Origin of the sequence: Streptomyces katrae, assembly GCF_002028425.1 — a bacterium.
In the GTDB taxonomy this organism is placed as follows: Bacteria; Actinomycetota; Actinomycetes; order Streptomycetales; family Streptomycetaceae; genus Streptomyces; species Streptomyces katrae_A.
In genome coordinates this window covers 6,518,262-6,542,389 of sequence record NZ_CP020042.1, presented here as the reverse complement: position 1 = coordinate 6,542,389, position 24,128 = coordinate 6,518,262, and the positions used below count along the sequence as shown (strand labels likewise).

The 24,128-nt window shown below is 75.4% G+C and carries 22 protein-coding genes; 9 read left to right on the top strand and 13 right to left on the bottom strand.

Annotated features, from left to right (window positions below; translation table 11 throughout):
• Positions 1 to 13: 13 nt before the first annotated feature.
• From B4U46_RS39385 to B4U46_RS29620, 3 genes are all read right to left on the bottom strand, one after another.
• Entirely contained in the window at positions 14 to 1,957 is a 1,944-nt protein-coding gene (locus B4U46_RS39385; protein ID WP_420543182.1) for a serine/threonine-protein kinase, read from the bottom strand.
• 195 nt (positions 1,958 to 2,152) lie between these two features.
• Positions 2,153 to 2,773, bottom strand: a complete 621-nt coding sequence (locus B4U46_RS29625) for a dihydrofolate reductase family protein (RefSeq protein ID WP_079430693.1) — start codon at positions 2,771 to 2,773, stop codon at positions 2,153 to 2,155.
• A gap of 99 nt (positions 2,774 to 2,872) precedes the next feature.
• Positions 2,873 to 3,823, bottom strand: coding sequence for a LysR family transcriptional regulator ArgP (locus B4U46_RS29620; RefSeq protein ID WP_079432072.1), 951 nt, complete (start codon positions 3,821 to 3,823; stop codon positions 2,873 to 2,875).
• 69 nt (positions 3,824 to 3,892) lie between these two features.
• On the opposite strand from B4U46_RS29620, the gene B4U46_RS29615 reads away from it, so the two are divergent.
• The 4 genes from B4U46_RS29615 (at position 3,893) to B4U46_RS29595 (ending at position 6,992) form a co-directional block, all read left to right on the top strand.
• On the top strand, positions 3,893 to 4,516 hold the full coding sequence (locus B4U46_RS29615; RefSeq protein WP_079430692.1) for a LysE/ArgO family amino acid transporter: 624 nt from the start codon (positions 3,893 to 3,895) through the stop codon (positions 4,514 to 4,516).
• A 185-nt stretch (positions 4,517 to 4,701) separates the two neighbouring features.
• Entirely contained in the window at positions 4,702 to 5,739 is a 1,038-nt protein-coding gene (locus B4U46_RS40415; protein WP_100862422.1) for an NUDIX domain-containing protein, read from the top strand.
• Positions 5,740 to 5,802: 63 nt separating this feature from the next.
• Positions 5,803 to 6,285 carry a DUF6153 family protein gene (locus tag B4U46_RS29600; protein ID WP_079432070.1) on the top strand — a complete coding sequence of 161 codons (483 nt, stop codon included), beginning with the start codon at positions 5,803 to 5,805 and terminating at the stop codon, positions 6,283 to 6,285.
• Between the two features lie 77 nt (positions 6,286 to 6,362).
• Complete coding sequence (locus B4U46_RS29595; RefSeq protein ID WP_079430691.1) at positions 6,363 to 6,992, top strand: DUF305 domain-containing protein; 630 nt, start codon at positions 6,363 to 6,365, stop codon at positions 6,990 to 6,992.
• Between the two features lie 71 nt (positions 6,993 to 7,063).
• On the opposite strand, the gene B4U46_RS29590 is transcribed toward B4U46_RS29595, so the two are convergent.
• Positions 7,064 to 9,133 (bottom strand): SpoIIE family protein phosphatase, encoded by a 2,070-nt coding sequence (locus tag B4U46_RS29590; RefSeq protein ID WP_079430690.1) that lies wholly within the window; start codon positions 9,131 to 9,133, stop codon positions 7,064 to 7,066.
• A gap of 288 nt (positions 9,134 to 9,421) precedes the next feature.
• Between B4U46_RS29590 and B4U46_RS29585 the strand changes: the two genes are divergently transcribed.
• On the top strand, positions 9,422 to 9,658 hold the full coding sequence (locus B4U46_RS29585; protein ID WP_079430689.1) for a hypothetical protein: 237 nt from the start codon (positions 9,422 to 9,424) through the stop codon (positions 9,656 to 9,658).
• A 65-nt stretch (positions 9,659 to 9,723) separates the two neighbouring features.
• On the top strand, positions 9,724 to 10,824 hold the full coding sequence (locus tag B4U46_RS29580) for a carboxylate-amine ligase (RefSeq protein ID WP_079430688.1): 1,101 nt from the start codon (positions 9,724 to 9,726) through the stop codon (positions 10,822 to 10,824).
• 15 nt (positions 10,825 to 10,839) lie between these two features.
• Here the strand turns inward: B4U46_RS29580 and B4U46_RS29575 are convergent, their stop codons facing one another.
• From B4U46_RS29575 to B4U46_RS38395, 7 genes are read right to left on the bottom strand one after another with little or no spacing between them, the layout of a single operon-like run.
• Positions 10,840 to 12,705, bottom strand: a complete 1,866-nt coding sequence (locus B4U46_RS29575) for a complex I subunit 5 family protein (protein ID WP_237293163.1) — start codon at positions 12,703 to 12,705, stop codon at positions 10,840 to 10,842.
• A 16-nt stretch (positions 12,706 to 12,721) separates the two neighbouring features.
• Positions 12,722 to 13,114 carry an NADH-quinone oxidoreductase subunit K gene (locus B4U46_RS29570; RefSeq protein ID WP_079430687.1) on the bottom strand — a complete coding sequence of 131 codons (393 nt, stop codon included), beginning with the start codon at positions 13,112 to 13,114 and terminating at the stop codon, positions 12,722 to 12,724.
• Positions 13,111 to 13,839 carry an MnhB domain-containing protein gene (locus B4U46_RS29565; protein ID WP_079430686.1) on the bottom strand — a complete coding sequence of 243 codons (729 nt, stop codon included), beginning with the start codon at positions 13,837 to 13,839 and terminating at the stop codon, positions 13,111 to 13,113. The genes B4U46_RS29570 and B4U46_RS29565 overlap by 4 nt, the downstream gene beginning before the upstream one ends.
• Positions 13,836 to 14,126 (bottom strand): Na(+)/H(+) antiporter subunit B, encoded by a 291-nt coding sequence (locus B4U46_RS39370; protein ID WP_237293162.1) that lies wholly within the window; start codon positions 14,124 to 14,126, stop codon positions 13,836 to 13,838. The genes B4U46_RS29565 and B4U46_RS39370 overlap by 4 nt, the downstream gene beginning before the upstream one ends.
• Positions 14,123 to 14,431, bottom strand: coding sequence for a monovalent cation/H(+) antiporter subunit G (locus B4U46_RS39365; RefSeq protein ID WP_159036698.1), 309 nt, complete (start codon positions 14,429 to 14,431; stop codon positions 14,123 to 14,125). Before B4U46_RS39365 ends, B4U46_RS39370 begins: the two co-directional genes overlap by 4 nt.
• Entirely contained in the window at positions 14,418 to 14,741 is a 324-nt protein-coding gene (locus tag B4U46_RS29550; protein WP_079430684.1) for an MrpF/PhaF family protein, read from the bottom strand. Before B4U46_RS29550 ends, B4U46_RS39365 begins: the two co-directional genes overlap by 14 nt.
• A complete protein-coding gene (locus B4U46_RS38395) occupies positions 14,738 to 15,232 on the bottom strand; it encodes a hypothetical protein (protein WP_185117148.1) in 495 nt (164 codons plus the stop codon). Before B4U46_RS38395 ends, B4U46_RS29550 begins: the two co-directional genes overlap by 4 nt.
• Before the next feature lie 235 nt (positions 15,233 to 15,467).
• Here B4U46_RS38395 and B4U46_RS29540 point away from each other — a divergent pair, with 235 nt between their 5' ends.
• The 3 genes from B4U46_RS29540 (at position 15,468) to B4U46_RS29530 (ending at position 21,760) form a co-directional block, all read left to right on the top strand.
• Complete coding sequence (locus tag B4U46_RS29540) at positions 15,468 to 18,416, top strand: HAMP domain-containing protein (RefSeq protein WP_121016904.1); 2,949 nt, start codon at positions 15,468 to 15,470, stop codon at positions 18,414 to 18,416.
• A 9-nt stretch (positions 18,417 to 18,425) separates the two neighbouring features.
• Positions 18,426 to 20,726, top strand: a complete 2,301-nt coding sequence (locus B4U46_RS29535) for a SpoIIE family protein phosphatase (RefSeq protein ID WP_079430682.1) — start codon at positions 18,426 to 18,428, stop codon at positions 20,724 to 20,726.
• A gap of 80 nt (positions 20,727 to 20,806) precedes the next feature.
• Positions 20,807 to 21,760 (top strand): SigB/SigF/SigG family RNA polymerase sigma factor, encoded by a 954-nt coding sequence (locus tag B4U46_RS29530; protein ID WP_079430681.1) that lies wholly within the window; start codon positions 20,807 to 20,809, stop codon positions 21,758 to 21,760.
• On the opposite strand, the gene B4U46_RS29525 is transcribed toward B4U46_RS29530, so the two are convergent.
• The gene (locus tag B4U46_RS29525) at positions 21,742 to 23,046 is read right to left on the bottom strand and encodes a phosphatase PAP2 family protein (protein ID WP_237293161.1); all 1,305 of its coding nucleotides are present in this window, start codon (positions 23,044 to 23,046) and stop codon (positions 21,742 to 21,744) included. The two genes, B4U46_RS29530 and B4U46_RS29525, sit on opposite strands and share 19 nt — an antisense overlap.
• A gap of 215 nt (positions 23,047 to 23,261) precedes the next feature.
• Entirely contained in the window at positions 23,262 to 24,119 is an 858-nt protein-coding gene (locus B4U46_RS29520; RefSeq protein ID WP_079430680.1) for a fumarylacetoacetate hydrolase family protein, read from the bottom strand.
• Positions 24,120 to 24,128 lie beyond the last annotated feature (9 nt).

Genomic DNA, 24,128 nt, shown 5'->3' with positions numbered 1-24,128 from the left:
GCGTCGGGGCGGGCTAACACGCGGGGGACGATCCCTTCTGCCCGGTGAGGTCGCGGTTGTAGAGCCAGCCGGTCTGGTTGGTGCCGTCCACGCGGACGAACGTCCACTGGTTGCCGTACGAGTTGATGATGTAGCAGTGGTACCAGAGCTTCGTCCCGCTCTTGACCAGGCTGCCCTGGGCGCACTGCTGGTAGGGCGCGGCCAGCAGGTGGTGGTCGCCGGATATGTAGCCGTAGGTGCCGGGCTTGGGGTCCTTGTGGGTCCAGCCGGCGCAGCCCGTCGGGGTGGGGCTCGGCTTGGCGGCGGCGGGCGAGGGTGCCGACGCGGAGGGGGACGCCGTGCCGGGCGTCCTCGAGGGGGTGGCGGAGGGGCCGGACCTGGACGGGGAGGGGGACGGGGCCGGGCTCGCCGTGCCGTGCAGGTCGCCCGGGGCCGGGGAGGCGGTGGCGGAGGCCGGCGGTCCGGCGGTGGTGCGCGCCTTCTTGCCGCCGCCCGAGGAGGTCAGGGCGTACGTGGCGCCTCCGGCCGCGAGTACGGCGACCACGGCGACGGCGACCGCGATCCGGCCACGCCCGCGCCCCCGGCCCCCGGCCCCGCCGGCGCCCGCGGGCGGCCGCCCCGACGGGGTGCCGTGCGGGTTGCCCTGCGGGGTCCCGTGCGGGCCGCCCTGCGGGGTGCCGTGCGGGGCGCCCTGCGGGGTGCCGTGCGGGGGGAACGGGTCGTAGGGCGACGGGCCTTGGGAGCGCTGCTGCGGAAACGGTACGCCGGCCCCGGCGGCAGCCGGAGGCGGCCCGAACCCGGCCGGCGCCCCGGCGCCGGGCGTGGTGAAGGACACACCGCCGGGCCCGGTGACGGAGCCGGCGGCCGGGCCGGCCGAGGGGCCGGCGCCGGATGACGCGAAGGGCGCGCCGCCGGGCTCGGTGAAGGAGCCGGCACCCGGCGCGGCGGCCGGTCCGGTGCCGGACGGCGGCGGGGCGAGGGGCGACGGGGCCGTGGGCGGCGGCCCGAAGCCGGCGGCCGCGGGCTGCGCCAGGGCGGTGCCCGGGCCCGGGGCACCGGCCGCGCCGGCCCGGTCCGGCGGCACGGCCCCGGCCGGCTGCCCGGGCAGGCCGGCCGGCCCGGCCGGCCCGGCGGCCGTCGCGGGGCCCGTACCCGTGGCGGTCCCGGCCTGTCCCGCGGCGGTCCCGGCGCCCCCGGCCGCCACCGCCTCCAGCAGGGCGCGCGCCTGGTCGGCGGTGGGGCGGGATTCCGGTTCCTTCGCCATCAGCGCCTGCAGCACCGGGCCGAGCGGGCCCGCCCGCCGGGCCTCGGGCAGGGGTTCGGCCACGATCGCGGACAGCGTCGACCACACCGAGGTCCGGCGGAACGGCGAGACGCCCTCCACCGCCGCGTACAGGGTCATCCCCAGCGACCAGATGTCCGAGGCGGGTCCGGGTTCCCGGCCCTGGGCGCGCTCCGGCGGCAGGTAGTCCAGCGAGCCGACGATCTCGCCGCTGCGGGTCAGCTTCGCGAGCTCCTCGTCGTCGGGGCTCTGCATGCTGGCGATGCCGAAGTCGGTGAGGACGACCCGGCCGCCCCGCTCCAGCAGCACGTTGCCCGGCTTGACGTCCCGGTGCAGGACGCCGGCCCGGTGGGCCGCGTCGAGGGCGTCCATCAGCTTCGCGCCGATCGCGGCGGCCTCGTAGGGGTCGAGCGCGCCGCGCTGTGCGACGACCGCGTCGAGCGAGGGGCCGTCGACGAGTTCCATCACGATGACCGGGAGCCCCTGGTCCTCGGTCACGTCGTGCACGGTGACCACACCGGTGTGCCGGATCCGTGCGGCGGCCTGCGCCTCGCGCTGCATCCGGGTCCGCAGGTCGGCCAGTTCGGCGGGGCCGGCGTCGGTGTAGGCCCGCAGCAGCTTGACGGCGACCTCCCGGCCGAGGACCTCGTCGACGGCCTTCGCGACCACGCCCATGCCCCCACGGCCGACCACCGAGGTGACCCGGTAGCGCCCCCCGAGCGCCCTGCCGACGAGCTCTCCGTCGTTCGCCTGCTCCGATGGCACCGGCACCGCCCGCTCCGTTCCCTCACCGGCCGTCCGTCGACGGCCTGCCGGGGCCAAGCGTAGAGGCATGATCGCGTCATGGTTCACCGGGTCGGCGGAGCCGGCTCACCCGGCGTCCTCCCGCGGCAGGTGGGCTTTGGCGTCCTCGTACGTGGCGCTGCCGGGGGCCGTGGCGGGGGCGTAGAAGAGGTTCAGGACGCCGGTCTCGAAGGTCTCGCAGGAAACCAGCCTCAGGGGGAGCGGGGGCCCGTCCTCGGCGAACAGCCGCATGCCCCGGCCGACTGCGAGGGGGTGCACCAGCAGGTGCAGCCGGTCGAGTTCGCCCGCGGCCAGCAGCTGGCGGACCACCGACACCGAGCCGCTGATCGCGACGCGGCCGTCGCCCGGCTCGTTCTTCAGGGCCCTGACCCCCTCGACGAGGCCGCCGCGGAGCAGCTCGGCGTTGCGCCAGCCGAGGTCCGGGGTGCCGCGCGAGACCACGACCTTGCGCGTGTCGCCGAGCCGCTTGGCGAAGGCCGCGTCCTCGCCGCCCGCGGCCTCGCGCTCCGGCCAGGCCCCGGCGAAACCGTCGTAGGTCCGCCGGCCGAGCAGCAGGGTGTCGGCCGTGCCGACGACCGCCTCGACGGCGGCGCCCATCTCGTCGTTGAAGTACGGGAAGTGCCACTCGTGGGGGGCCTCCACGACGCCGTCGAGGGATACGAACAGCTCTGCGGTGATCTTCCTCATCCCGGTGCTCCCCTGCGGTCGGTCGGTGTACGCACGTCCCTCCCAGTAGACGACGCCCGCCGCCGGCCCTCATCCCGGCCGCCTCCGGTCCCGGAGCGGTCAGCGCGGGCGGTCCCCGGCGGCGGGCCCCCGGGAGCCGGGCCGGCCCGGGGGCAGGAGGGCCGCGCGGGCGGTCTCGGCGACCAGCCGGGCCACCGCCGCCAGGGCGGGCGAGTCCAGCTTCCACTGCTGCCAGTACAGCGGTACGTCCAGGGTCCGCCCCGGGGTCAGCCGTACGAGCGCCCCCGCGCGCAGCAGCGGCTCGGCCTGCGGTTCGGGCACCAGGCCCCAGCCCAGCCCGGCGGCCACCGCGTCGCGGAAGCCCTCCGAGGTCGGCACCCGGTGGCGGACGGGCGAGGCGCCGGTCCCGTCGCCGGTGAGGGAGCGGACGAAGGAGTCCTGGAGGTCGTCGCGGCGGTCGAAGACGATGGTCGGCGCCGTGCGCAGGTCCACCGCCGGCTCCCCGGCGAGGTGGCGGGCCGCGAAGCCGGGGGCGGCCACCGGCAGGTAACGGGCCAGCCCGAGCGCGCCCGCGGTGCACCCCGCCACCGGGTCCGGCGAGGAGGTGACGGCCGCCATCACCTGGCCCTCGCGCAGCAGGGCCGTGGTGTGGGACTCGTCCTCGCGGTACAGCTCGAAGCAGACGGGCGGGTCCTGCGGGACCCGGCTCAGCACCGGCAGGAACCAGGTGGCCAGCGAGTCCGCGTTCACGGCGATCGGCAGCCGGACCGGCCCCAGCCCGTCGGCCGTGCCCATGCCCAGCTCGGCCCGGGCGTCGCGCTCCAGCCGGGCGAGCTGGCGGGCGAAGCGGACCACCACCTCGCCGGACTCGGTGGCGCGTACCGGTTTGGTGCGCATCAGCAGGACCCGGCCGGTGCGCTGTTCGAGGGCCTTCACCCGCTGGCTGACGGCGGAGGGCGTCACGTGCAGGGCGGCCGCGGCCGCGTCGAAGGTGCCCTCGTCGACGACCGCGAGGAGGGTCCGCACCTGGTCCAGGGGAAGCTCGTCCATCATGAACGCTAAGGGTACGTAAAAATCTTTAGCTGTACTGAGCGCGGCGCGCTGCCTACGGTCGGAGGCATGAACAACGGCATCACGGCAGCGCTCCTGGCCGGCTTCGGCACCGGCCTCTCCCTCATCGTCGCCATCGGCGCGCAGAATGCCTTCGTGCTCCGGCAGGGCGCGCGCCGGCACGCCGTCCTGTGGGTGGTCGCCATCTGCGCCGTGTCCGACGCGGCCCTCATCGCCCTCGGCGTGGCCGGCGTCGGCGCCTTCGTCACGGCCTGGCCGGCCGCCCTGACGGCCGTGGGCATCGCCGGCGGCGGGTTCCTCATCTGCTACGGGGTCCTGGCGGCGCGCCGGGTGCTGCGCCCGACCCCGGGTGCGGCCCTGACCGCCGACGGGGCCGGCTCCGGGTCGGCCCGCGCGGCCGTGCTGACCTGCCTGGCGATGACCTGGCTCAACCCGCACGTCTACCTGGACACCGTCCTGCTGCTCGGCTCGCTCGCCGCCGACCGGGGGGACCTGCGCTGGGCCTTCGGCATCGGGGCCGGCCTGGCCAGCCTGACCTGGTTCTCCACCCTGGGCTACGGGGCGCGGCTGCTGAGCGGCGTGCTCGCGAAGCCGGGGGCCTGGCGGGTGCTGGACGGGCTGGTGGCCGCGACCATGGTCACGATGGGCGGCATGCTCCTCGCCCGCGCCTGAAGCCGCCCGGTCGCGGCCCCTGCGAAGGCCCCGGTCTTCGGCCACGGCGACCCGCCCGGAGGGCCGGTCCGTGGTGTCCGGCCTGCTCGCGCCGCGGGCGTGGTAGTGATGCGCGGGAATCGCCCCCCAGGGGCGCGTCCCGCCCTCCGGGCCAGCCGGCCCGCCCTATCCCAGGAGCCGTCACCGTGCCCGACCGACCCTCACCCGAGGCCGTGCGCGCCTATTACGCCGCCCAGCCGTCCCCGCTGGTCGCCGCCACCGGGATCGTCCTCGACGCCGGCGGGCGGGTCCTCGTGCTGACCCCTTCCTACAAGGAGGGCCTCGAACTGCCGGGCGGGACGGTGGAGGACACCGAGACCCCGGAGGAGGGGCTTTCCCGGGAGCTGAAGGAGGAGCTGGACCTGGCCGTGCCGGTCGGCCGGCTGCTGGCCGTGGACTCCTGCCCGCCCGGGGCGCTCGGGCGCTCGCTCGTGGTGCACGTGTACCTCGTGGGACCGCTCTCCGACGAACGGGCCGCAGCGCTGTCCTTCCCCGACGGCGAGGTCTCCGAGGCCCGCTGGCTCTCCCCCGAGGACGCCGTGCGGCAGCTGCCCGCCCGGCTGGCGCCCCGGCTGCGCGCGGCGCTGGCCGCGCTGTACTCGGGTTCCCTCGCGCACCTCGTCGACGGCGTTGCCCAGCCCGGCTCCCCGGCCGGGTACGACCCGGCGGACCGCACGGCCCGGGAGCATGCGGGCGGCTACGACGCCGCCGCCCACCGGGCCGCCCGGCCGAAGGCCCTCACGGCGGCGAACGTGCTGTTCACCGACGGGGCCGGCGGGGTGCTGCTGGTCCGGCCCGGCTACGGCGAGCCGGGCCGCTGGCTGCTGCCCGGCGGCGGGGTCGACAGCGACCTCGGGGAGACCCCCCGGGCCGCCGCCGCGCGGGAGGTGCGCGAGGAGATCGGCCTGGACCTCGCCCCCGGCCGGCTCCTGGCCGTCAACTGGTCCCACCGGCCGGGCTACCCGGCGCGGGTGCGGTTCCTCTACGACGGCGGGGTGCTCGACGCGGCGGCGCTGGCCCGGATCCGGCTGGCGCCGGCCGAGCTGCTGGAGTGGCGGACCGTCCCCCGCCGGGAGCTGCGCGGGCTGGTCGGACCGCACCTGCGGCGCCAGATCAAGGCCTGCCTCAAGGCCCTCGCCGAGGGCACCGGCCCACTGGAGCTGCACCGCGGCCGGCCGGTCTGAGGGCCCGCGCCCATACCCCCTACCCCTTTGGAGTATCGGGACGCCTCGCATACGATGCCCGGCATGAGGACGACGCGGGCGGAGCGAGCGGGGTGGGCCGTCGGCCCGGCCGGCTTCCTGGTGCTCGTCCTGGCGGTCCTCACGGGCCTGATCGCCATGCACGGACTGGGCCCGGGCGGCCTCCCGCAGCCCGGCCCGGACGCCATGCCCCACCCGTACGCCGCCTCCGGGGCCGCGACCCCTGCCCGGCACGCCCCGGGCGCCACGGCCGGTGCCCCCGAGGCAGCCGCGTCGGCGCCCGGCGCCTGCGGGCGTACCCACGCGGGCGGTGCCGCGCACGACGGGTGCGGGGGCGGGCACGCGCGGCATGCCGACGCCGCCTGCGCGGCCCCCGGCACCAGCGGCACCCCGGTCCTGCCCGCCCTCGCCCCCGCGCCCGGCGGTGTCCCCGCCGCCACGGCGGCCGCGCACGCGGCGCCGGCCGGGGCGACGGCGCACGGGCGTGCGCCCCCCTCCCTCAGCGAACTGCAGCTCCTGCGCATATAGGCGGCTCCCGCCGGCACACCCGCCGGCCGAGCCCGTTCCGACGTTCCGACACGCCTCAGCACAGGAGAAGCACCACCATGCACGCCAAGCGTTCCCCGATCCGCCGCACCACCGCGCTGGCCGCGGCCGTCACCGCCGCCCTCGTCCTCGCCGCCTGCGGCGGGAAGTCCGACGGCGCCTCCGGACACGGCGGCGGCCACGACACCCCCACCGCTCCCGCCTCCACCGCCCCCTCGGGCACGGCCGCGCACAACGCCGCCGACACCGCCTTCGCCCAGGGCATGCTCCCGCACCACCGCCAGGCCCTGGAGATGGCCTCCCTCGCCGCGACCCGCGCCGAGTCGGCCGAGGTCAGGGCACTCGCCGACGAGATCAGGAAGGCCCAGGACCCGGAGATCAAGACCCTCTCCGGGTGGCTGGCCTCCTGGGGCGAGCAGGTTCCCGCGGAGGGCGGCGGGCACACGGGCCACTCCATGTCCGGGATGATGACGGGCGAGGAGATGGACCAGCTGACGAAGGCCTCCGGCAAGGCCTTCGACACCGCCTTCCTCCAGCTGATGGTCAAGCACCACGAGGGCGCCGTCGCCATGGCGAAGACCGAGCAGACGGACGGCCGGTACCAGCCCGCCAAGGACATGGCGGCGGCGATCGTCACCTCCCAGAGCGCCGAGATCACCCGGATGAACGGCCTCCTCGGCAAGAACTGACCCGGTGGCCGGCGAAGGCCCCCGCGCCGCCCGGCACGACGCGGACGGGCGGGGGCCTTCGCCGCGGGGGGTCAGCCGCCCACCCGTGCGACCAGGAGGGCGATGTCGTCGTCCGCGGCCGCCGGGACCAGGTGCGTGATCAGGGAGTCGCAGACGTGGTCCAGGCTGCGCTGCGGGTCCGCGAGGAGCTGGGCCAGTTCGGCCAGGCGCTCGTCGAGGTCGCTGCCGCGGGCCTCGATCAGGCCGTCGGTGTAGAGGACGAGGAGGCTGCCCGGGGGCACCTCGACCTCGGTCGGGGTGAAGGCGATGCCGCCGACGCCCAGGGGGACCCCGGGCGGGGTGTCGAGGATGCGCACGGTCCCGTCGGGGAGGGCGAGGACGGGCGGCGGATGGCCGGCGCGGGTGACGGTGCAGCGGCCGGCGGCGGGGTCGACGACCACGTAGAGGAAGGTGGCCAGCATCGGCTCGGCGAGGTCGTCGAGGGCGGCCTCCAGCTGGTGCAGCAGCCGCACGGGCGACAGGTCCAGGCGGGCGAGGGAGCGTACGGAGGCGGAGAGCCGGCCCATGACGGCGGCGGCGGCGATGCCGTGGCCCATGACGTCGCCGATCAGCAGCGCGGCCTTGCCTCCCGCCAGGGGCAGCACGTCGTACCAGTCCCCGCCGACCTCGTTGACGTCGCTGGCGGGCAGGTAGCGGTGGCTCACCTCGATGCCCCGGGGCGGGGTGATGTGCTGGGGCAGCATGCTGCGCTGGAGGATGACGGCGGTCTCGTGCTCGCGGTGGTAGAGGCGGGCGTTGTCGATGCTGAGGGCGGCACGGGCGGCGAGTTCGGCGGCCAGGGTGACGTCCTCGGCGCCGAAGGGGCCGCCCGGCCGGGTGCGGTAGAAGACGGCGACGCCGAGGACCCGGTCCCGGGCCACCAGCGGGGCCATGACGAGGGAGTGGACGCCCGCCTCGACCAGTTGGGCGGGTCTGGCCGTGTGCCGGGCCGCCGGGGCGATGGCCTGTGCGTCCAGGCGGGCCACCAGGAAGGGCTGCCGGGAGGCCAGGGCCTGGGTGTACGGGGCGGTCGCGGGGAAGACGAGGGTCCGGCCGAGCGGGGCGAGGATGTCCGTCACCCGGGAGCCGCCGAGCGGGGCCCGGCCCAGCCGCCGCAGGGCCGCGCCGCCGGTGAGGCCCATGCCGGGCTCCTCACCGTGGGCCAGGGCGTCGAGCACGTCGACGGTGACGGCGTCGGCGAGGCGGGGCACGGCGAGGTCGGCGAGTTCCTGCGCGGTGCGCTCCAGGTCGAGGCTGGAGCCCATCCGGATGCTGGCCTCGCTGAGCAGGGCGAGCCGGCGCCGGCCCGCCTCGGCCTCGACGTGGTCGCGCCGCTGCTCGGTGATGTCCACGAGGGAGGCGATGACCCCGATGGGCTTGTGCGCGGGGTCCTCGACCCGGACGTAGGAGCAGGACCACACCCGGTCGTGCTCCGGTTCGGCGGGGGTCCGCCCGACCCGGCGGCGGTCGAGGACCGGCTCCCCGGTCTCCAGGACCTGGAGCATCGCCTCCTCCATCTCGCGGGCGTTGACGGCGGGCAGGATCTCGGCGAGCCGGCGTCCCACGTGCGCCGACTCCGGCAGCCCGTTCATCGCCTCCAGGGCGGCGTTGACCTGGAGGAACCGCAGCTGGGTGTCGAGGATGGCGATGCCGACGGGCGAGCGGGCGAACAGGCCGTCCCACACGGCGGAGGAGCCCCGGATGCGCCGGGCGGCGGGTGCCTCGGCGGCGAAGACCAGCACGGTGGCGGTCCCGTGGCCCTGCCGGTCGGCCACGGGTGAGGCCCAGATCTCCAGCTCCATCGGGTGGCCGTCGCGGTGCCAGGCGGTGACCGTGCCCATCACTCCGCGGCCGGTGGCCACCGTCTCCCACAGGGAGCGGCCCAGGCTGCGGTCGGATCCGGGGTGGAGGAGGTCGGCGATGTTGTGGCCGAGCATCTGCGGCGGGGCGTAGCCGAGGAGTTCCTGCGCGACCTGGTTCCAGCGCACGATGGTGCCGTTGGCGCTGGTGGCCATGAGGGCGACGGGCAGGGAACCCAGCCAGCCGCCCGCGGCCTGCGCCGCGCTGTCGATCAGGTCGTCGACCTGGATGTCCTCGTTCATCCGGCACGCACCCCACGCCGAGCCCGTCCCGCGCTCCGCCTGGCGGCCCGGGCGGACCCGCCGGAACCGCGGCCCGCGCTTCCATCGTCTGCCGCCCGCCATCCGGCCGCCTCCCGGCCCGGCACGCGGCACGTGGTCCGCCCCGCGTTCGAGACCACGGGGCGGCACGTCGGAGTCTGCCCGGGGGCCATAGGGGCAAACGCAGGGGGTAGGCGCACCAGGAGATGGGTGCACAAGGGGAGGAACATGGAGGAGAGGGGGGCGGCGTGGGGGTGAGGAGTGTGCGTCATGGGTGACAGGCGACAGGACGAGAAACAGGTACAGGATCAGGGACAGGGCCGGGGGCAGGGCCAAGGGCGGCGGATCCGGGGCCGGTCGCCGAGTCCCGAGCAGCTGAGGACCGGCGGACGGCCGCGCACCCCCGGTGAGATCGCGCACGAGCGGGGCCGCGAGGACGCGACGATGCGCGACGTGATGCACGACCTGCGGGAGGGGGATCTGGACGACATGCGCGACGACCGCTGACCCGCGGACGCGACTGCGCCCGTGCGGCGCGGGGTATACGCGGAGCCCCGAGCGAGGAGACCCCGATGCACGCGCTGACGATGGGAGTGGAGGAGGAGTTCCTGCTGGTCGACCGGGCCAGCCGGCGTCCGGCCGACCGGGCTCCCGCCGTGATCGCGGCTGCCGCCGTCGAGCTCGGTGAACAGGTGCAGACGGAGTTCTTCGCGGCACAGGTCGAGGTGTGCACCCTGCCCGTCGCCGACACCACCGGCCTGCGGGCCGAGCTCGCGCGGCTGCGGCGCACCGCCGTGGCGGCCGCCGAGGAGTTCGGGTGCAGGCTGCTGGCGACGGGGACCCCCGCGATGCCGCCCGCCCGGCCGCTGACCGTGACCGACACCGACCGCTACCGGCGCATGGCCCGGGCGTTCGACGCGCTCGTCGGCCGCTACGACGGCCTGGTCTGCGGCTGCCACGTCCACCTGGGCACCATGGACCGGGCCACCGCCCTGGACCTGTCCCACCGCCTGCGGCCGTGGCTGCCGGTCCTGCAGTCCCTCACCGGCAACTCCCCCTTCGTCCTGGGCCGTGACACCGGCTTCGACAGCTGGCGCTACAAGCAGTTCTCCCGCTGGCCCACCGTCGGCCCGGCTCCGGTGATGTGCGAGGCCCAGTACGAGGCGTACGTGGGCGCCCTGGTCGAGCACCGGATCCTGATGGACCGGCGGATGCTCTACTGGTACGCCCGCCCCTCCGAGCACGTCCCCACCCTCGAAATCCGCGTGGCCGACTCCAACGCCGACATCGAGACGGTGGTCCTGGTGGCCGCCCTCCTCCGCGGGCTCGCCCAGGACCTGCTCGCCGAGGCCGAGCGCCACCAGCCGCCGCCGGAGGTCTCCGACCGGCGGCTGCGCGCCGCGCACGAGCTCGCCGCGGCCGAAGGGCTGCACGGCTGGGGGCTGGACCCCTTCAGCGGTGAACGGCTGCCCGCCGGCACCCTGGTGGACCGCCTCCTGGCCCGGGCGGCGCCCGGGCTCGAGGCCGCCGGGGACCTGGCCCTGGTGGAGGACCTGCTGCGCCGGCTGCGGCGCGAGGGCAGCGGGGCCGCCCGGCAGCGGGCGGCGCTGCACCGGCACGGCCGCCTCAGCGAGGTCGTCGACGAGCTGGCCGCCGCCACCGCCACCGTCTGACGAGCGCCTTCGGGATCAGGTGCACAGGGCGAACACCACCATCAGCGCGGCCAGTCCGGCGGCGAGCCAGGCGACGTAGTCCCCCACGTGCCCGGAGTGCAGGCGGCGCAGCGGGACGACCGCGAGGACGGTGAGGCGGTCGGCCGCGGTCCGGGCGGCCACGGCTGCCGGGCCCTTCAGCGCGGGTCCCCAGAGCGCGGCGGCGGCCATCGCCACCGCCAGCAGGGTGCCGGCCAGGCCGAGGAGTACCCCCGTGGCCGTCCAGCCGGCCTCGGGCACCCGCGGGCCGGCCGCCGGGACCGTCCGGCCCGTCACGGCGGCGGCGTAGCCGGCCGGGTCGCAGAACCGGGCGGCGGCCTCCGCGATCCGGTGGGCGAGGCCGGGCAGCAGGCCCACCGCGAGCGAGGCGCCCAGGAGCAGGGCGGGGACGACGAGCATGACGCGCGGGACGCGGCGGCTGGGGTCGCGGACCTCCGGCTCCTCCCCGCTGCCCGTGGTCTCGGGGCCCGCGTGCCGCTGCCGGGGCGTCGTCCCGGCGCCGGCGAACACCCGCAGGGCGGCCCGCAGGACGGCGCCCGCGGTGACGGCGGGGACCAGCAGGAACACCGGCAGCAGCCAGGGGGCCTCATGGACCGTGGCGTGCTCGGCGACCGACTTGCCCAGGCCGGTGCCGAACGGCGGCAGGCCGGCCAGGGCCAGGGCGCCCGTCACGGTCAGCGCCCCGGCCGCCACGAGGTCGCGGCCGCGCCCGTACAGCCCGTGTTCGTCCACCGAGCCGAACCGGTCGAGGAGCACGCCGACCAGGGCGAAGAGGGCGGCCTTGGCACCGGCGTGGCCGAGGGCGTACAGGGCGGCCCCGGCGGTGCCCGCCGGGGTGAGCAGGGCGGCCGCGCACAGGAACAGCCCCATGTGGCCGACGGTGGAGTGCGCGAGCAGCCGTTTGAGGTGGCGCTGCTGCCAGCAGAGCACGCCTCCGGTCAGCGCGGTCAGCGCGCCGACCACCAGGAAGGTGGTGCGGAAGGCCTCCGCGGGGATGCCGCCGGGCCCGGAGAAGACCGTCCAGTAGACGCGCAGCAGTCCGTAGAGCCCGAGCTCGACCATCACCCCGGACAGCAGCATGCACACCGGGGAGGGGGCTTCGGCGTGGGCGTCGGGCAGCCAGAAGTGGAAGGGCACGGCGGCCGCCTTGACCAGCATGGCCGTGGCGATCAGTGCGAAGGCCGCGGCGGAGACCGGTCCCGCCGGCTCCCGGTCGAGCACCTCGCCGATCCGGGCGAAGGCCAGTTCCCCGGTGCGGGAGTAGAGCAGACCGATGCCGAGCAGGGCGCAGTACCCGGCGACCGAGCCGGTCAGCGCGAAGGCGAGGGCGCCCTGGAGGGGGCGGGGCTCCTCGACGCGGTAGGCGGTGAGGGCGTACGCGGCGACGCCCATCAGCTCGAAGAAGACGAAGGCGTCGAACAGGTCGCCGGTGAGGGCGAACCCGCACATGCCGGCCTCGAAGAGGAGCAGCAGGGCCGGGAACGCGCCGCCGTGCCCGCGCTCGCTCTCCGGTTCGTCGAAGTAGTGCCAGGAGTAGCCGAGGGCGGCCAGGACGAGGGCGGCCGCGAGGAGCGCCAGCCCGCCGCCGATGCGGTCGGCGGCGAGGACGATGCCGACGCTGTGGCCGTCGACGGGGGTCCAGGCGGCGACCCAGCTGATGATCCGCCCGTCCCCGGCGGCGGACCACAGCCAGGCGAGCAGGGCCAGTTGGGCGGTGGCCCAGGCGCTGGCGAGGGCGTCGGCGCCGAGCCGGGGCAGCCACCGGCCGGGACCGGCCAGCAGGACGGCTCCGAGCAGCGGCCAGGCGACGGTGAGCGGGAGCAGGGCGGCGGCGTGCGTCACGGTGGGTACCGGGCCCTCAGCCCTTGAGGCCGGTCAGGGCGTCGGGGTCGGCGGTGCCGTGCCGTTTGGCGGTCTGCAGGACGAGGGCGAGCAGCAGGGCGCTGACGGCGGCCCCCACGACCACGTCGGTGAGGGTGAGGGCGTGGGCCACGGGGTCGGCCACCGGGGTGGTGGGCGGGATGTCGGTGAAGTAGGGGGCGGTTGCGCCCCGCCGGTAGCCGACGGCCAGCAGCAGGACGTACGTGCCGGACTGGACCACGGTGAGGCAGCCGATGGCGTGCACGGCGTGGCGGCTGGTGACCAGGCCGTGGAGGCCGGCGAGGAGGATCCAGCCGGCGGCGAGGTAGGGCAACGGGTCGGTGGTGGCCTGGCCGGTCGCCGGGGCGGCCGCCAGCAGGGTGGTCGTCATCCGGTCTCGATCTCCAGGGCCTGGTCGAGGAAGGCGGCGAGCAGTACGACGAGGGCGGAGCCGACCTCCACCCCCACGGCGGCGTTGAGCAGGGGCACGGTGCCGCCGGAGACGATCTGGCCCTGCACGCCCCAGGGCAGGACGTTCTCCAGGTAGGCCGATCCCCAGGCCAGACCGGCCAGCCCGAGGGCGGCGAAGGCGCCGGCCGCCATCGCGTCGGCGAGGTCGAGGACGGTCCGGGGGCGGACGTTGCGCAGCACCCGGTAGTCGGCCGCCAGGTAGGCGACGTGCAGTCCGGTGGCGAGGGCCACGCCGCCCTGGAACCCGCCGCCGGGGGTGAGCTGCCCGTGGGCGATGACGTACACACCGGTGACGAGGGCGACCGGCAGGAGCACGGTGCCGGCCAGGCGGACGGTGGGCAGGACGCGGCCGGGGCGGGGGCTGACGGTGTGCTCGTCGCGGGCCCGGCGCAGGACCATCGCGGCGCCGAGGACCGCGGTGAAGAGGATGAACTCCTCGCCCAGGGTGTCGAATCCGCGCTGGTCGAAGTTGACGGAGGCGACGGCGTTCGCGGTGCGGTGCGCCAGGGCGGCCGGGACGGCCCGGTCGGCGTAGGGGTGGAAGGACCCGCCGAAGCCGGGGAGGTGCCCGCAGGAGATCCCGTAGCAGAGGGCGATGGCCAGGGCCGCGCACCAGAACAGCGTGGTGCGCGCGGTGCGGTTCACCGGTTCCCGCCCCGGCCGCGCCGCCCGCCGCCGGTGGCCGATCCGGTCTGCCGGCGGATCTTGCGGACGGTCAGCATGATCAGCAGCGGGGTGACGACGGTGCCCACGGCCAGCTGGGACAGTGCCACGTCGGGGGCCTGGAGGAAGGTGAACAGCAGGGCGAGCAGGAGCCCGAGCTGGCTGAGCACGACGGCCTGGCGGACCGGGTCGTGGGTGCGGACGGCGACGGTGGCGACGGCCGCGACCAGCAGCACGGTGAGGTCGACGAGGAGCCCGACGGGGGTCACGGCGGGGAGTCCCGGGGGACGCGGCCCTCGTCCACGGCGGTGGAGCGGCCCACGGCGAGGGTGGTCAGGGTTCCGCCCAGCACCATGAGCGCGGCCACGACCAGCAGTTTCCCCGCCTCCCGGCCGGGCCCGGCGGCCACCGCCAGGGCGAGGGCGCACAGCGGGGCGCCCAGGGAGGAGGCGGACGACAGGGCGTGCAGCCGTGCGTAGGGCCGGGGCAGCGCCAGCAGCGCGGCTCCCGACAGCAGCAGGACCCCGGTCCCGGCGGCGAGCAGGACGACGGCGCAGACTTCACGGGGATCCACCGTCACCCTCCTTCCCGGGGCGCTCCGGGGACCTCTGGGGGCGGCCCAGGACGCGGGCGAAGACCAGGACGCCGACCGGGCCCAGTACGGCCAGGACCAGGCCGAGGTCCTCGTAGCCGCTGCGGCCGAAGCCGCGTGCGGCCAGGAGCAGTACGACGGTGGCCGTGGTCCCGGTCAGGGCGAGGCCGGCCAGCCGCTGCGGCGGGGTGCCCCGGCAGCCGGCCGCCAGACCGGGCGGCAGGCCGAGGACCAGCAGGACGGCGGCGGCGCCGAGCCAGACGTTCCACTGCTCGCCCGTGCTCCCGCTCATCCGCGGCCGCCGCTGGTCAGGGCGCGTTCGAGGGCGGTGGGGCGGCCGGGCAGGGTGTGGGCGAGGGCGGTGGCGCCGGGCGGCCCGATCTCGACGACGTACAGGCCCGGGGTGGCCGAGAGCAGCCCGCAGACCCAGGCCGTGCCACTGCCCGGGCGCAGCCGTACCGTGTGGAACCGGCCGGTGACCCGCCGGCCGCGCAGGACGCGGGCGGTGGCGGCGGTCAGCCGCCCGGTGTCGGTGAGCAGGGCGCCGGGGAACAGCAGCAGGGCGGTCAGCAGCCGGGCGCGGCCTCCGGTGCGGGCGCCCGCGGCGCGCCGTACCGCCCGCGCGGCCACGGCCGCCAGGGCGGCGCCGGCTGCCGCGACGGCCAGTTCGGGCCAGGACAGGGTGCTGATGAAGAGCACCTGGAGGACGAGGCCGGCCGCCCACCACGCGAACAGCTCCGCCGCCGCGCCCGCGGCCGCCGGGCCCTTCGCCGTACCCTCCATCGCGTCTCCCCGCTGTCCGTCCGCCCTGCCCGCGGCGCCCCTGTCCGTCCGCGGAGCCAGGTCTACCGCCCTCCCGGGCGCGGGGTCCCGGCCGGGCGGGAGGCACGCCGGGCGGGGGCCGCCGCGTCACCGGTACGGAGTAGGGCGGCGGGCGGCGGGCGGCGGGCGGCGCCGGACTCCGGGACGAAGCCTCACGTGTCACAGTGGAGGCGACGGCTCCTCTACGGGACTGGCCATGGACGAGACAGACAGAACGCTGGAACAGCTGCTCGCGGGCCTGATGGCGGTCCGCGACGGCAATCTGGACACCCGGCTTCCGGAGGACGCCGGCGGCCTGCCCGGAAACATCGCGGCCGTCTTCAACGGCATGGTCGCCCAGCTGTCCCTCGTGACCACCGAGGTGACCCGGGTGGCGCAGGAGGTCGGCGGGGAGGGCCGGCTCGGCGGGCAGGCGCGGGTGCCGCCCGTGGGGGGCGTGTGGCGCGAGCTCACCGACGCCGTCAACAGCATGGCGGACAACCTGACCTCGCAGGTGCGCAACATCTCCCAGGTGGCCACGGCGGTGGCCAGGGGCGACCTCACGCAGAAGATCAGGGTCGACGCGCGCGGGGAGATCCTGGAGCTGAAGGACACCATCAACACGATGGTCGAGCGTCTGTCCTCCTTCGCGGAGGAGGTCACCCGGGTGGCCCGGGAGGTCGGCACGGAGGGCAACCTGGGCGGACAGGCGACCGTCCACGGGGTCTCGGGCACCTGGATGGACCTCACCAACAACGTGAACTCGATGGCGGACAACCTCACCAACCAGGTCCGCAACATCGCGCAGGTCACCACGGCCGTCGCCGAGGGCGACCTCACCCGCAAGATCGACGTGGACGCCCGCGGGGAGATCCTGGAGCTCAAGACCACCATCAACACCATGGTCGACCAGCTGGGGTCGTTCGCGGCCGAGGTGACCCGGGTGGCCCGGGAGGTCGGCAGCGAGGGACGGCTCGGCGGCCAGGCCGAGGTGGCGGACGTGTCCGGCACCTGGCGCCGGCTCACCGAGAACGTCAACGAGCTCGCGGCGAACCTCACCAGCCAGGTCCGGGCCATCGCGGAGGTCACCAGCGCCGTGGCCCGCGGCGACCTGACCCGTACCGTCACCGTCGAGGCTCCCGGGGAGGTCGGCGCGCTCAAGGACAACATCAACTCCATGGTGGAGTCGCTGCGCGCCACCACCCGGGCCAACGAGGAGAAGGACTGGCTCAAGACCCAGCTCGCGCGGATCTCCGGCGGGATCCAGGGCCGGCGCGACCTGACCACGGTGGCCCAGCTGATCATGCGCGAGGTGCCGCCCCTGGTGCACGCGCAGTACGGCTGCTTCTTCCTGGCCCAGGACGGCCCGCAGGGCGCCGTGGGCGCCGACCGGGCCGAGGGCCAGGCACCGGAACTCGTCGCGATCGCCTCGTACGGGCTGCCCGACGACCCCTCCTGCGTGCCCCGTCGCTTCCGCGTGGGACAGTCCCTGGTCGGGCAGGCGGCCGCCGACCACCGGGTGGTCGTCGTGGACGAACTGCCGCCCGGGTACGCACCGGTGCTCACCGGGACGGGCTCCGCCGACCCCACCACCCTGATCGTGCTGCCCATCGTCTTCGAAGGGCAGGTGCTCGGCGCCCTGGAACTCGCCTCCCTGCGCCCCTTCGCTCCCCTGCACCGAGATTTCCTGGAGCAGTTCACCGAGCTGCTGGGGGTCAACGTCAGCTCCCTGACCGCCAACGCCCGTACCGACGAGCTGCTGGAACGCTCGCAGCTGCTGACCGCCGAGCTCAGCGCCCGGTCCGGCGAACTCCAGGCCCGCCAGCGCGAACTCCAGCGCAGCAACGCCGAACTCCAGGACAAGGCGGCCCTGCTGGCCGACCGCAACCGGGACATCGAGCGGAAGAACCACCAGATCGAACAGGCCCGCCAGGAACTGGAGGAGCGGGCCCAGGAGCTGGCCCGGGCCTCCCTCTACAAGTCGGAGTTCCTGGCCAACATGAGCCACGAACTGCGCACCCCGCTCAACAGCCTGCTGATCCTCGCCCAGCTCCTGGCGCAGAACGCCGAGGGCAACCTGACCGAGAAGCAGGCCGACTACGCGGCCGTCATCCACTCGGCCGGCTCCGACCTGCTCCAGCTGATCAACGACATCCTCGACCTGTCGAAGGTGGAGGCCGGACGGATGGACGTGCACCCGGAGCCGGTGTCCCTCCAGCGGGTCCTGGACTACGTGGACGTCACCTTCCGGCCCGTCGCGGACGAGCGGGGCCTGGAGTTCACCGTGAGCGGGGCGCCGTCGGCGGGCGAGGGGCTGGTCACCGACGAGGCCCGGCTGCGCCAGGTGCTGCGCAACCTGGTCTCCAACGCCCTGAAGTTCACCCACACCGGCGGGGTCGCCCTGCGCGTCCAGCAGACCGCCCCGCAGGAGGTGCCCGAACCGCTGCGCGGGGCGGGGCCGGTCCTCGCCTTCCGGGTCATCGACACCGGCATCGGCATCCCCGCCGAACAGCTCGAGTCCGTCTTCGACGCGTTCCAGCAGGGCGACAGCGGGACCGACCGGGCGTACGGCGGCACCGGCCTGGGCCTGTCCATCAGCCGCGAGGTCTCCAAGCTGCTCGGCGGGACCCTCACCGCCGAGAGCACGCTGGGCCAGGGCAGCTGCTTCACCCTCTACCTGCCGGAGCACGACGGCAGGACGCAGGCCCGGCCGGCGCCGGCCGGGAGCGAGGAGGAGCAGGACGATGCCATTGCCGCCGCGCTCGCCGCGCCGGTGGACGACGAGGGCCTGCGGGACCGGACGGTGCTCGTCGTCGACGACGACACCCGCAACGTCTACGCCCTCACCGAGGTGCTGAAGTCCGCGGGCATGCAGGTACTGACCTGCGACAACGGCGAGGCCGCGATCCGGATGCTGGCCGCGCACCCGGAGGTCGACCTGGTGGTGATGGACCTGATGATGGCCGGCCTCGACGGCTACGCCACCACCCGGGCCATCCGGGCCATGCCCCGGCTGGCGGAGCTGCCCGTGGTGGTGGTGACCGCGAAGGCGATGCCGGGCGACCGGACGGAGGCCCTGGCGGCCGGGGCGTCCGACTACGTGGTCAAACCGGTGGCCCCCGACCGGCTGCTCACCGCCCTGCGCACCTGGCTGACACCCCGCTGAGGAAGCCTCATGGCCCAGCCCGAGAGCGGACTCGCCTCGACCGTCGCGGACCTGACGGCCGAGGTGGCCGCCCTGCACGCCGACCGGGCCCGGCGCAGTCTCCTGGACCTGGCCTGCGGGGTGCTGATGGCCCAGCTGTCGGTGCCGCCCGCCGAGGCGAACGACCACCTGCTCAGACTGGCCGTGTCGACGGGGCTGAGCGCCACCGACCTCGCGGCGGACATCGTCAACGCGGCGATCGGCCCGGACGCCGTCCACGGTTCCGGCCCGGGGGCGGCGGAGGTGGCGGTGCCGACGGCCGAGGCCCGCCGGATCCGCCGGGGCACCACCGCGGTGCTGACCTCCGACACCGCCGACGCCGCGGCCTCGGCCCTGCTGGAGGGCGGCCTGCGGCGGCTCGGCATCGAGTCCGTCTATCTGTGGCGGCGGACCGAGACCGACTGCCTGGAACTGGCCGGGCATGCCGGAGCGCCCCCGCTGGAGGCCACGCACTGGCGCTGGGTCCCGCCCGAGACCGAAGGACCGCTGCACCGCACGCTCACGATGGGCCTGCCCACCTGGTTCCCCGACGGCCCGGGGGCGGAGGGCCGGCTGCCCGGTCCCCGGGCCGAGGCGGCCCGTGGGCTGGTCCCGCTCCACCGGTCCGGCCAGAGCGCGGGGCTCGCCCTGGTCGTCTGGCCCGGACCCCGGGGCCTCGACGACACGGTGCGCGCCACCGTCGCGGCCCTGTGCCGCCCGGCCGGGCAGGTGCTGGACCTCAGGGACCACGGGCCGGCCGCGCCGCCCCGGCTGACCGCCGTCCTCTCCGAGCTCGTGATGCCGGCGATGCTCGTCAGCGTGACGGTCCCGGCCGGGGGCCAGGCCGTGGGCTTCGGCCGGGCGCACACCGTGGACTACCTCAACCCCGCCGCCGTGCGCTACCTCGGCAGCCTCCCCGCGCCCGTCGGGCGGCCGGTCGCGCAGCTCTTCCCCTCCGTGTACGAGGAACTGGTCGGGCTGCTCGCGCGGGCGAACGCCACCGGTGCCCCGCAGTACGCCCCCGTCCTGCCGGCCGCTCCCCCGAACGCCAGGCCCGCGAAGGCCGGGACGGCGGCGGCCGAGCACGCGATGGCCGAGGTGCGGGTGCTTCCGCTGGGCGGCGGGCGCACGGCGGTGATGTGGCACGCCGACGACCGGCGCGGGCCGCCGTTGACCCGGGCGCTGGCGCGGCTGGAGCAGCTGGCGGTGTTCGAGGAGGACCTCGCGGCCGGTACGACCGTGTGGAGCGCGCACGCGTACCCGGTCTTCGGGCTGCACCCGGAGGATCCGGCCGTGCCCCTGCGCAACCTGGGCGCGCGGCTGCACCCGCAGGACAGGGCACGGCTGGAGGGCCTGCTGGCCTCCCTGACCGACCGGCACGCGGGCGGGCAGGTCCTGGTGCGGGCGGTGCGGCCGGGGGGCGGGGTGCGCCGGGTGCGGGTGGCGGCCGAGCCGGTGCTGACGGGCAGCGCGCTGACCGGGATCGTCGGGGTGTTCCAGGACGTGTCGGCGCAGCACCACACGGAGGTGGCGCTGACCGCCACGTACGACCAGCTGTCGGCCGCGCGGATCGAGGCCGAGCTGCGCGACCACCTGGTGCTGGGCCTCCAGCACGCCATCGTCCCGGAGGCCCCGGCCCTGGAGAACCCGCCCGGTCTGCGGGTGGCGGCCCGCTACCGGCCGGCGGCCGCGGAGTACCGGGTGGGCGGTGACTGGTACGACGTGCAGTCGCTGCCGGACGGGAAGGTGCTGGTCACGGTGGGGGACATCGCCGGGCACGGCATCGACTCCGCCACGGCCATGATCGCCCTGCGCGGGGCGCTGCACGGCCTGGCCTTCACCGGGAACACCCCGGGCCGGCTGATGGAGTGGCTGAACGAGGTGGCCCTGCGCACGCCCGGGCAGCCGACGGCGACGGCGGTGTGCGCCCTGTTCGACCCGGCGGACCGCTCGCTGCACTGGTGCGGGGCCGGCCATCCCCCGGTGCTGCTGCTGCGCGGCGGCCGGGCCCGTTTCCTGGAGGGCATGCACAACATCCTGCTCGGCGCGCTGCCGGGGGCCGGGTACGGGGAGACCGTCACGGAGCTGCGGTCCGACGACACCCTGCTGCTGTACACGGACGGTTTCGTCGAGCGCCGGCACGTGGGCCTGGACGAGAGCCTGGAGGTGCTGCGCCGGGCGGTGGAGCGGCTGCGGCCGGAGCCGGCGGAGGAGCTGGCGGACCGGCTGATGTCGGCGGTCCTCGGGGACACCGACGACGACACCAGCCTGGTGGTGGTGCGGGTCACCTGAGGCGCCCGCCCAAGATGGGTCGTTCTCTGAGGAACGGGTATGAAAGGGATGAAACCCGACATGGGTCGGAGGTCCGTTCCATGACCCGAATCCAGCAGACCCGCACCCGCCCCACCCGCGGAACCCCGCGGAGCGCCTGCCGTACCGCCCCGCCGCAGGACCACCCGGCGACACCGCTGGGGGAGCCCGTGGCGGACCTGCTCGCCGAACCGCTCAAGGCCAGCACCGCCGACGCCCGGACCCTCTCGCGGTCCCTGTTCCGCCGGCTGAACGCCCTGGAGGAGGGCACGGCCGAGTACGCGTACGTGCGCAACACCCTGGTCGAGCTGAACCTCAGCCTCGTCAAGTACGCCGCCCGCCGCTTCCGCGGCCGCAGCGAGCCCTTCGAGGACATCGTCCAGGTCGGCACGATCGGCCTGATCAAGGCCATCAACCGGTACGACGTCAGCCGCGGGGTGGAGTTCACCACCTTCGCGCTGCCCACCGTCACCGGTGAGATCAAACGCTTCTTCCGCGACACCAGCTGGGCCGTCAAGGTCCCCCGCCGGCTCCAGGAGCTCCGGCTGAACCTGGCCAAGGCCTCCGACGAGCTGGAGCAGGACCTGGGCCGCGGCGCCACCGACGCCGAGCTGGCCGACCGGCTCGGACTGACGGAGGCCGAGCTGGCCGAGGGACGCCGGGCCGCCCAGGTGTACGCCTCGCGGTCGCTCGACGCCCCGGCGCAGGACGACGCCGACTCCGGTACGGCCCAGCGCCCGCTGGGCGAGGAGGAGCCGGTCTACGAGCGCATCGAGTGCCTGGAATCCCTCAAGCCGCTGCTGGCGGAGCTGCCCGAGCGGGACCGGGAGATCCTGTCCCTGCGCTTCGGCCAGGAGCTCACCCAGTCGCAGATCGGCGAGCGGCTCGGCATCTCGCAGATGCACGTGTCCCGGCTGCTCACCCGGACCCTCGCGACCCTGCGGACCGGCCTGCTGACGGACCCGCCGCAGGAAGACCCCGAGGACGGTCCGGCCGCTCAGACCAGCTCGGGCTGAGGCTCGCGCCGGGGCTGCGGCACGGCCGCCTGCGGGGCCTCGCGGTCCCACAGCCTCGTGGTCCGCAGGTAGCCGTAGACCACCGAGGCCGCCGCCAGGACGAGCAGCGGCCCGCACAGCCACGGCAGCGCGGCCAGCTCCTGCGACAGGTAGCGGTAGGAGAGCAGCAGCGCGGTGAACACGGCCGTTCCGTACCCGGCCAGCAGGAGCCCCCGCCGGTCCCGGCCCCGGTCGACGGCGCGCAGCGCGGCTTCGATCGTGACCGTGAACACCACGCCGGCGAGGATGTCCGCGCCGTAGTGGTAGCCGAATCCCAGCGTGGCGCCGAGGGTGGCGACCAGCCAGAAGGAACCGAGGAACCGCAGGGCCCGCGGGCCCTTCCGCGAATGGATGAAGATCGCGGTGGCCCACGCCGTGTGCAGGCTCGGCATGCAGTTGCGCGGGGTGAATCCGTCGAAGAGCATCGCCTGCGGGGTGCCGAGCGGCGGCGGCGTGTTCGGCCAGAGGTCGGCCAGGGCCCACTGGCCGCCGTCGGCGCCGTAGGCGAGGACCGGGCCGACCACCGGGAAGATCATGTAGATGCCCGGTCCGAGCAGCCCGACGACCAGGAAGGTGCGCACCAGGTGGTGCTTGGGGAAGCGGCGCTCGGACGCCACGTTGCGCAGCTGGTAGAGGGCGACGAGGACCGCGCCGACCGCCAGCTGGATGTACACCCAGTCCAGGACGTGGGCGCCGACGGCGCCGGTGGCCTGCACGATGCGGCCGGCCACCCATGAGGGGTTGCCGAGCGCGTGGTCGGCGGTCGCCACGTACTGGTCGAGCACCATCGGGCGGGTCTGCGCGGTGATGTCCAGCCAGGTGTAGCCGGTCTTGCGGCCGGTCACGAGCAGCAGGGCCAGTCCGACGCCCTTCAGCAGCAGGGTGCGCTCCCGGCCGGAGCGGCGGGTGACGGCGATGACGGCGCAGGCCAGGGTCACGATCAGGGCGCCGTTGCCGAACATCGTCGGGGCGCCCACCGCCCAGCGCACGAGCCAGAAGACCAGGTCGATGCCGACCGCGGCGCCGACGGCGATGAACCGCTGCCGCCAGGTGAGCACCACGAGCATCAGGGTCATGGCGGCGTACAGCACCGTCCCCGACCGGGGCGGGAAGATCACCTCGCGTGCCTGGGCGGTGATCGGCCCCGGGGAGCCGTAATGGCGCGAGGCGATCTCCAGGGCGACGAGGAACCCCAGGCCGATCAGGCTCGCGGCAGCCCACAGCACCACCCGGGGCCGACGCCACACGGGAGGCTCCGTTCCGCCGTCTTTTCCGGAGAACACTCGCGTTACCGCAGATATCAATTTTTCGGCCGATGTTCATGTTTCGACGTGATCATTGTTAGGCCGAACATGTTATCGGAGCGGCCGTGCCTGTAGATACGGGCGGTACTGCCGGGGCCGGACACCGGGGACCGCGGCGGAGGGCCGGCCGGGGTGGCCGGCCCTCGGGGGTGCGCCCCCTAGCGCGCGGCGCGGCGCACGGTGTTGCGGAGGGTGCCGATCCCCTCGACCACGGCCTCGACGACGTCACCGTCCTGGATGACCCCGGCCCCGGGCGTACCCGTGGAGAGGACGGATCCGGCGTCGAGGGTCATGCCGCCCGAGAAGTGGGCGACCTGCCAGTACGGGTCGCGCATCATGGCGGAGACCTGGTTGGTGGCGATGGTATCGCCGTTGACCACCGTGGAGATGCGGATCGAGGAGAGGTCCGCGACCTCGTCCGGGGTCACGATCCACGGGCCGAGGCTGCAGAACGTGTCGAACGCCTTGGACCACGGGATGTAGCGCGGGTTGACCCGGATCGCGTCCTCGGCGGTCATGTCCAGGATGGTCGTGTAGCCGAAGATGACGGAGGCCGCGTCCTGCGGCGCGACGTCCCGGCAGGTCCGGCCGATCACCACGCCGAGTTCGGCCTCCGCCGTGACGCGGTCCGACTGGGCCGGCAGGACGATCTCGTCGCCGTCGCCGATGACGCAGCTGCTCGGACGCAGGTACGAGCCGGGGGTGCCGACGGGCTGCTCGACGTCGAGGTCGGCGGCGTGCCCCCGGAAGTTCAGCCCGACTCCCCACAGCTTGGGCGGGTGGCGGTAGATCGGCCCGAAGGCCACCTCGGCGGAGTGGACGGCCTTGGCCCTGGCCTGCGGGTCGGCCAGGGCCTCCCGGATGCTGCCCAGCTGGTCGCCGACGACGATGTCGAAGAGGGTCGGACCGAGCGCGGTCCCGGTCAGCTCGGCGAGGACGCTGAGCCGGACGATCCCGCCGTCGACCGCGATGCCGACGTCCTCCCGGCCGTCCACGGTCAGGGTGCAAAGGCGCATGGGTACTCC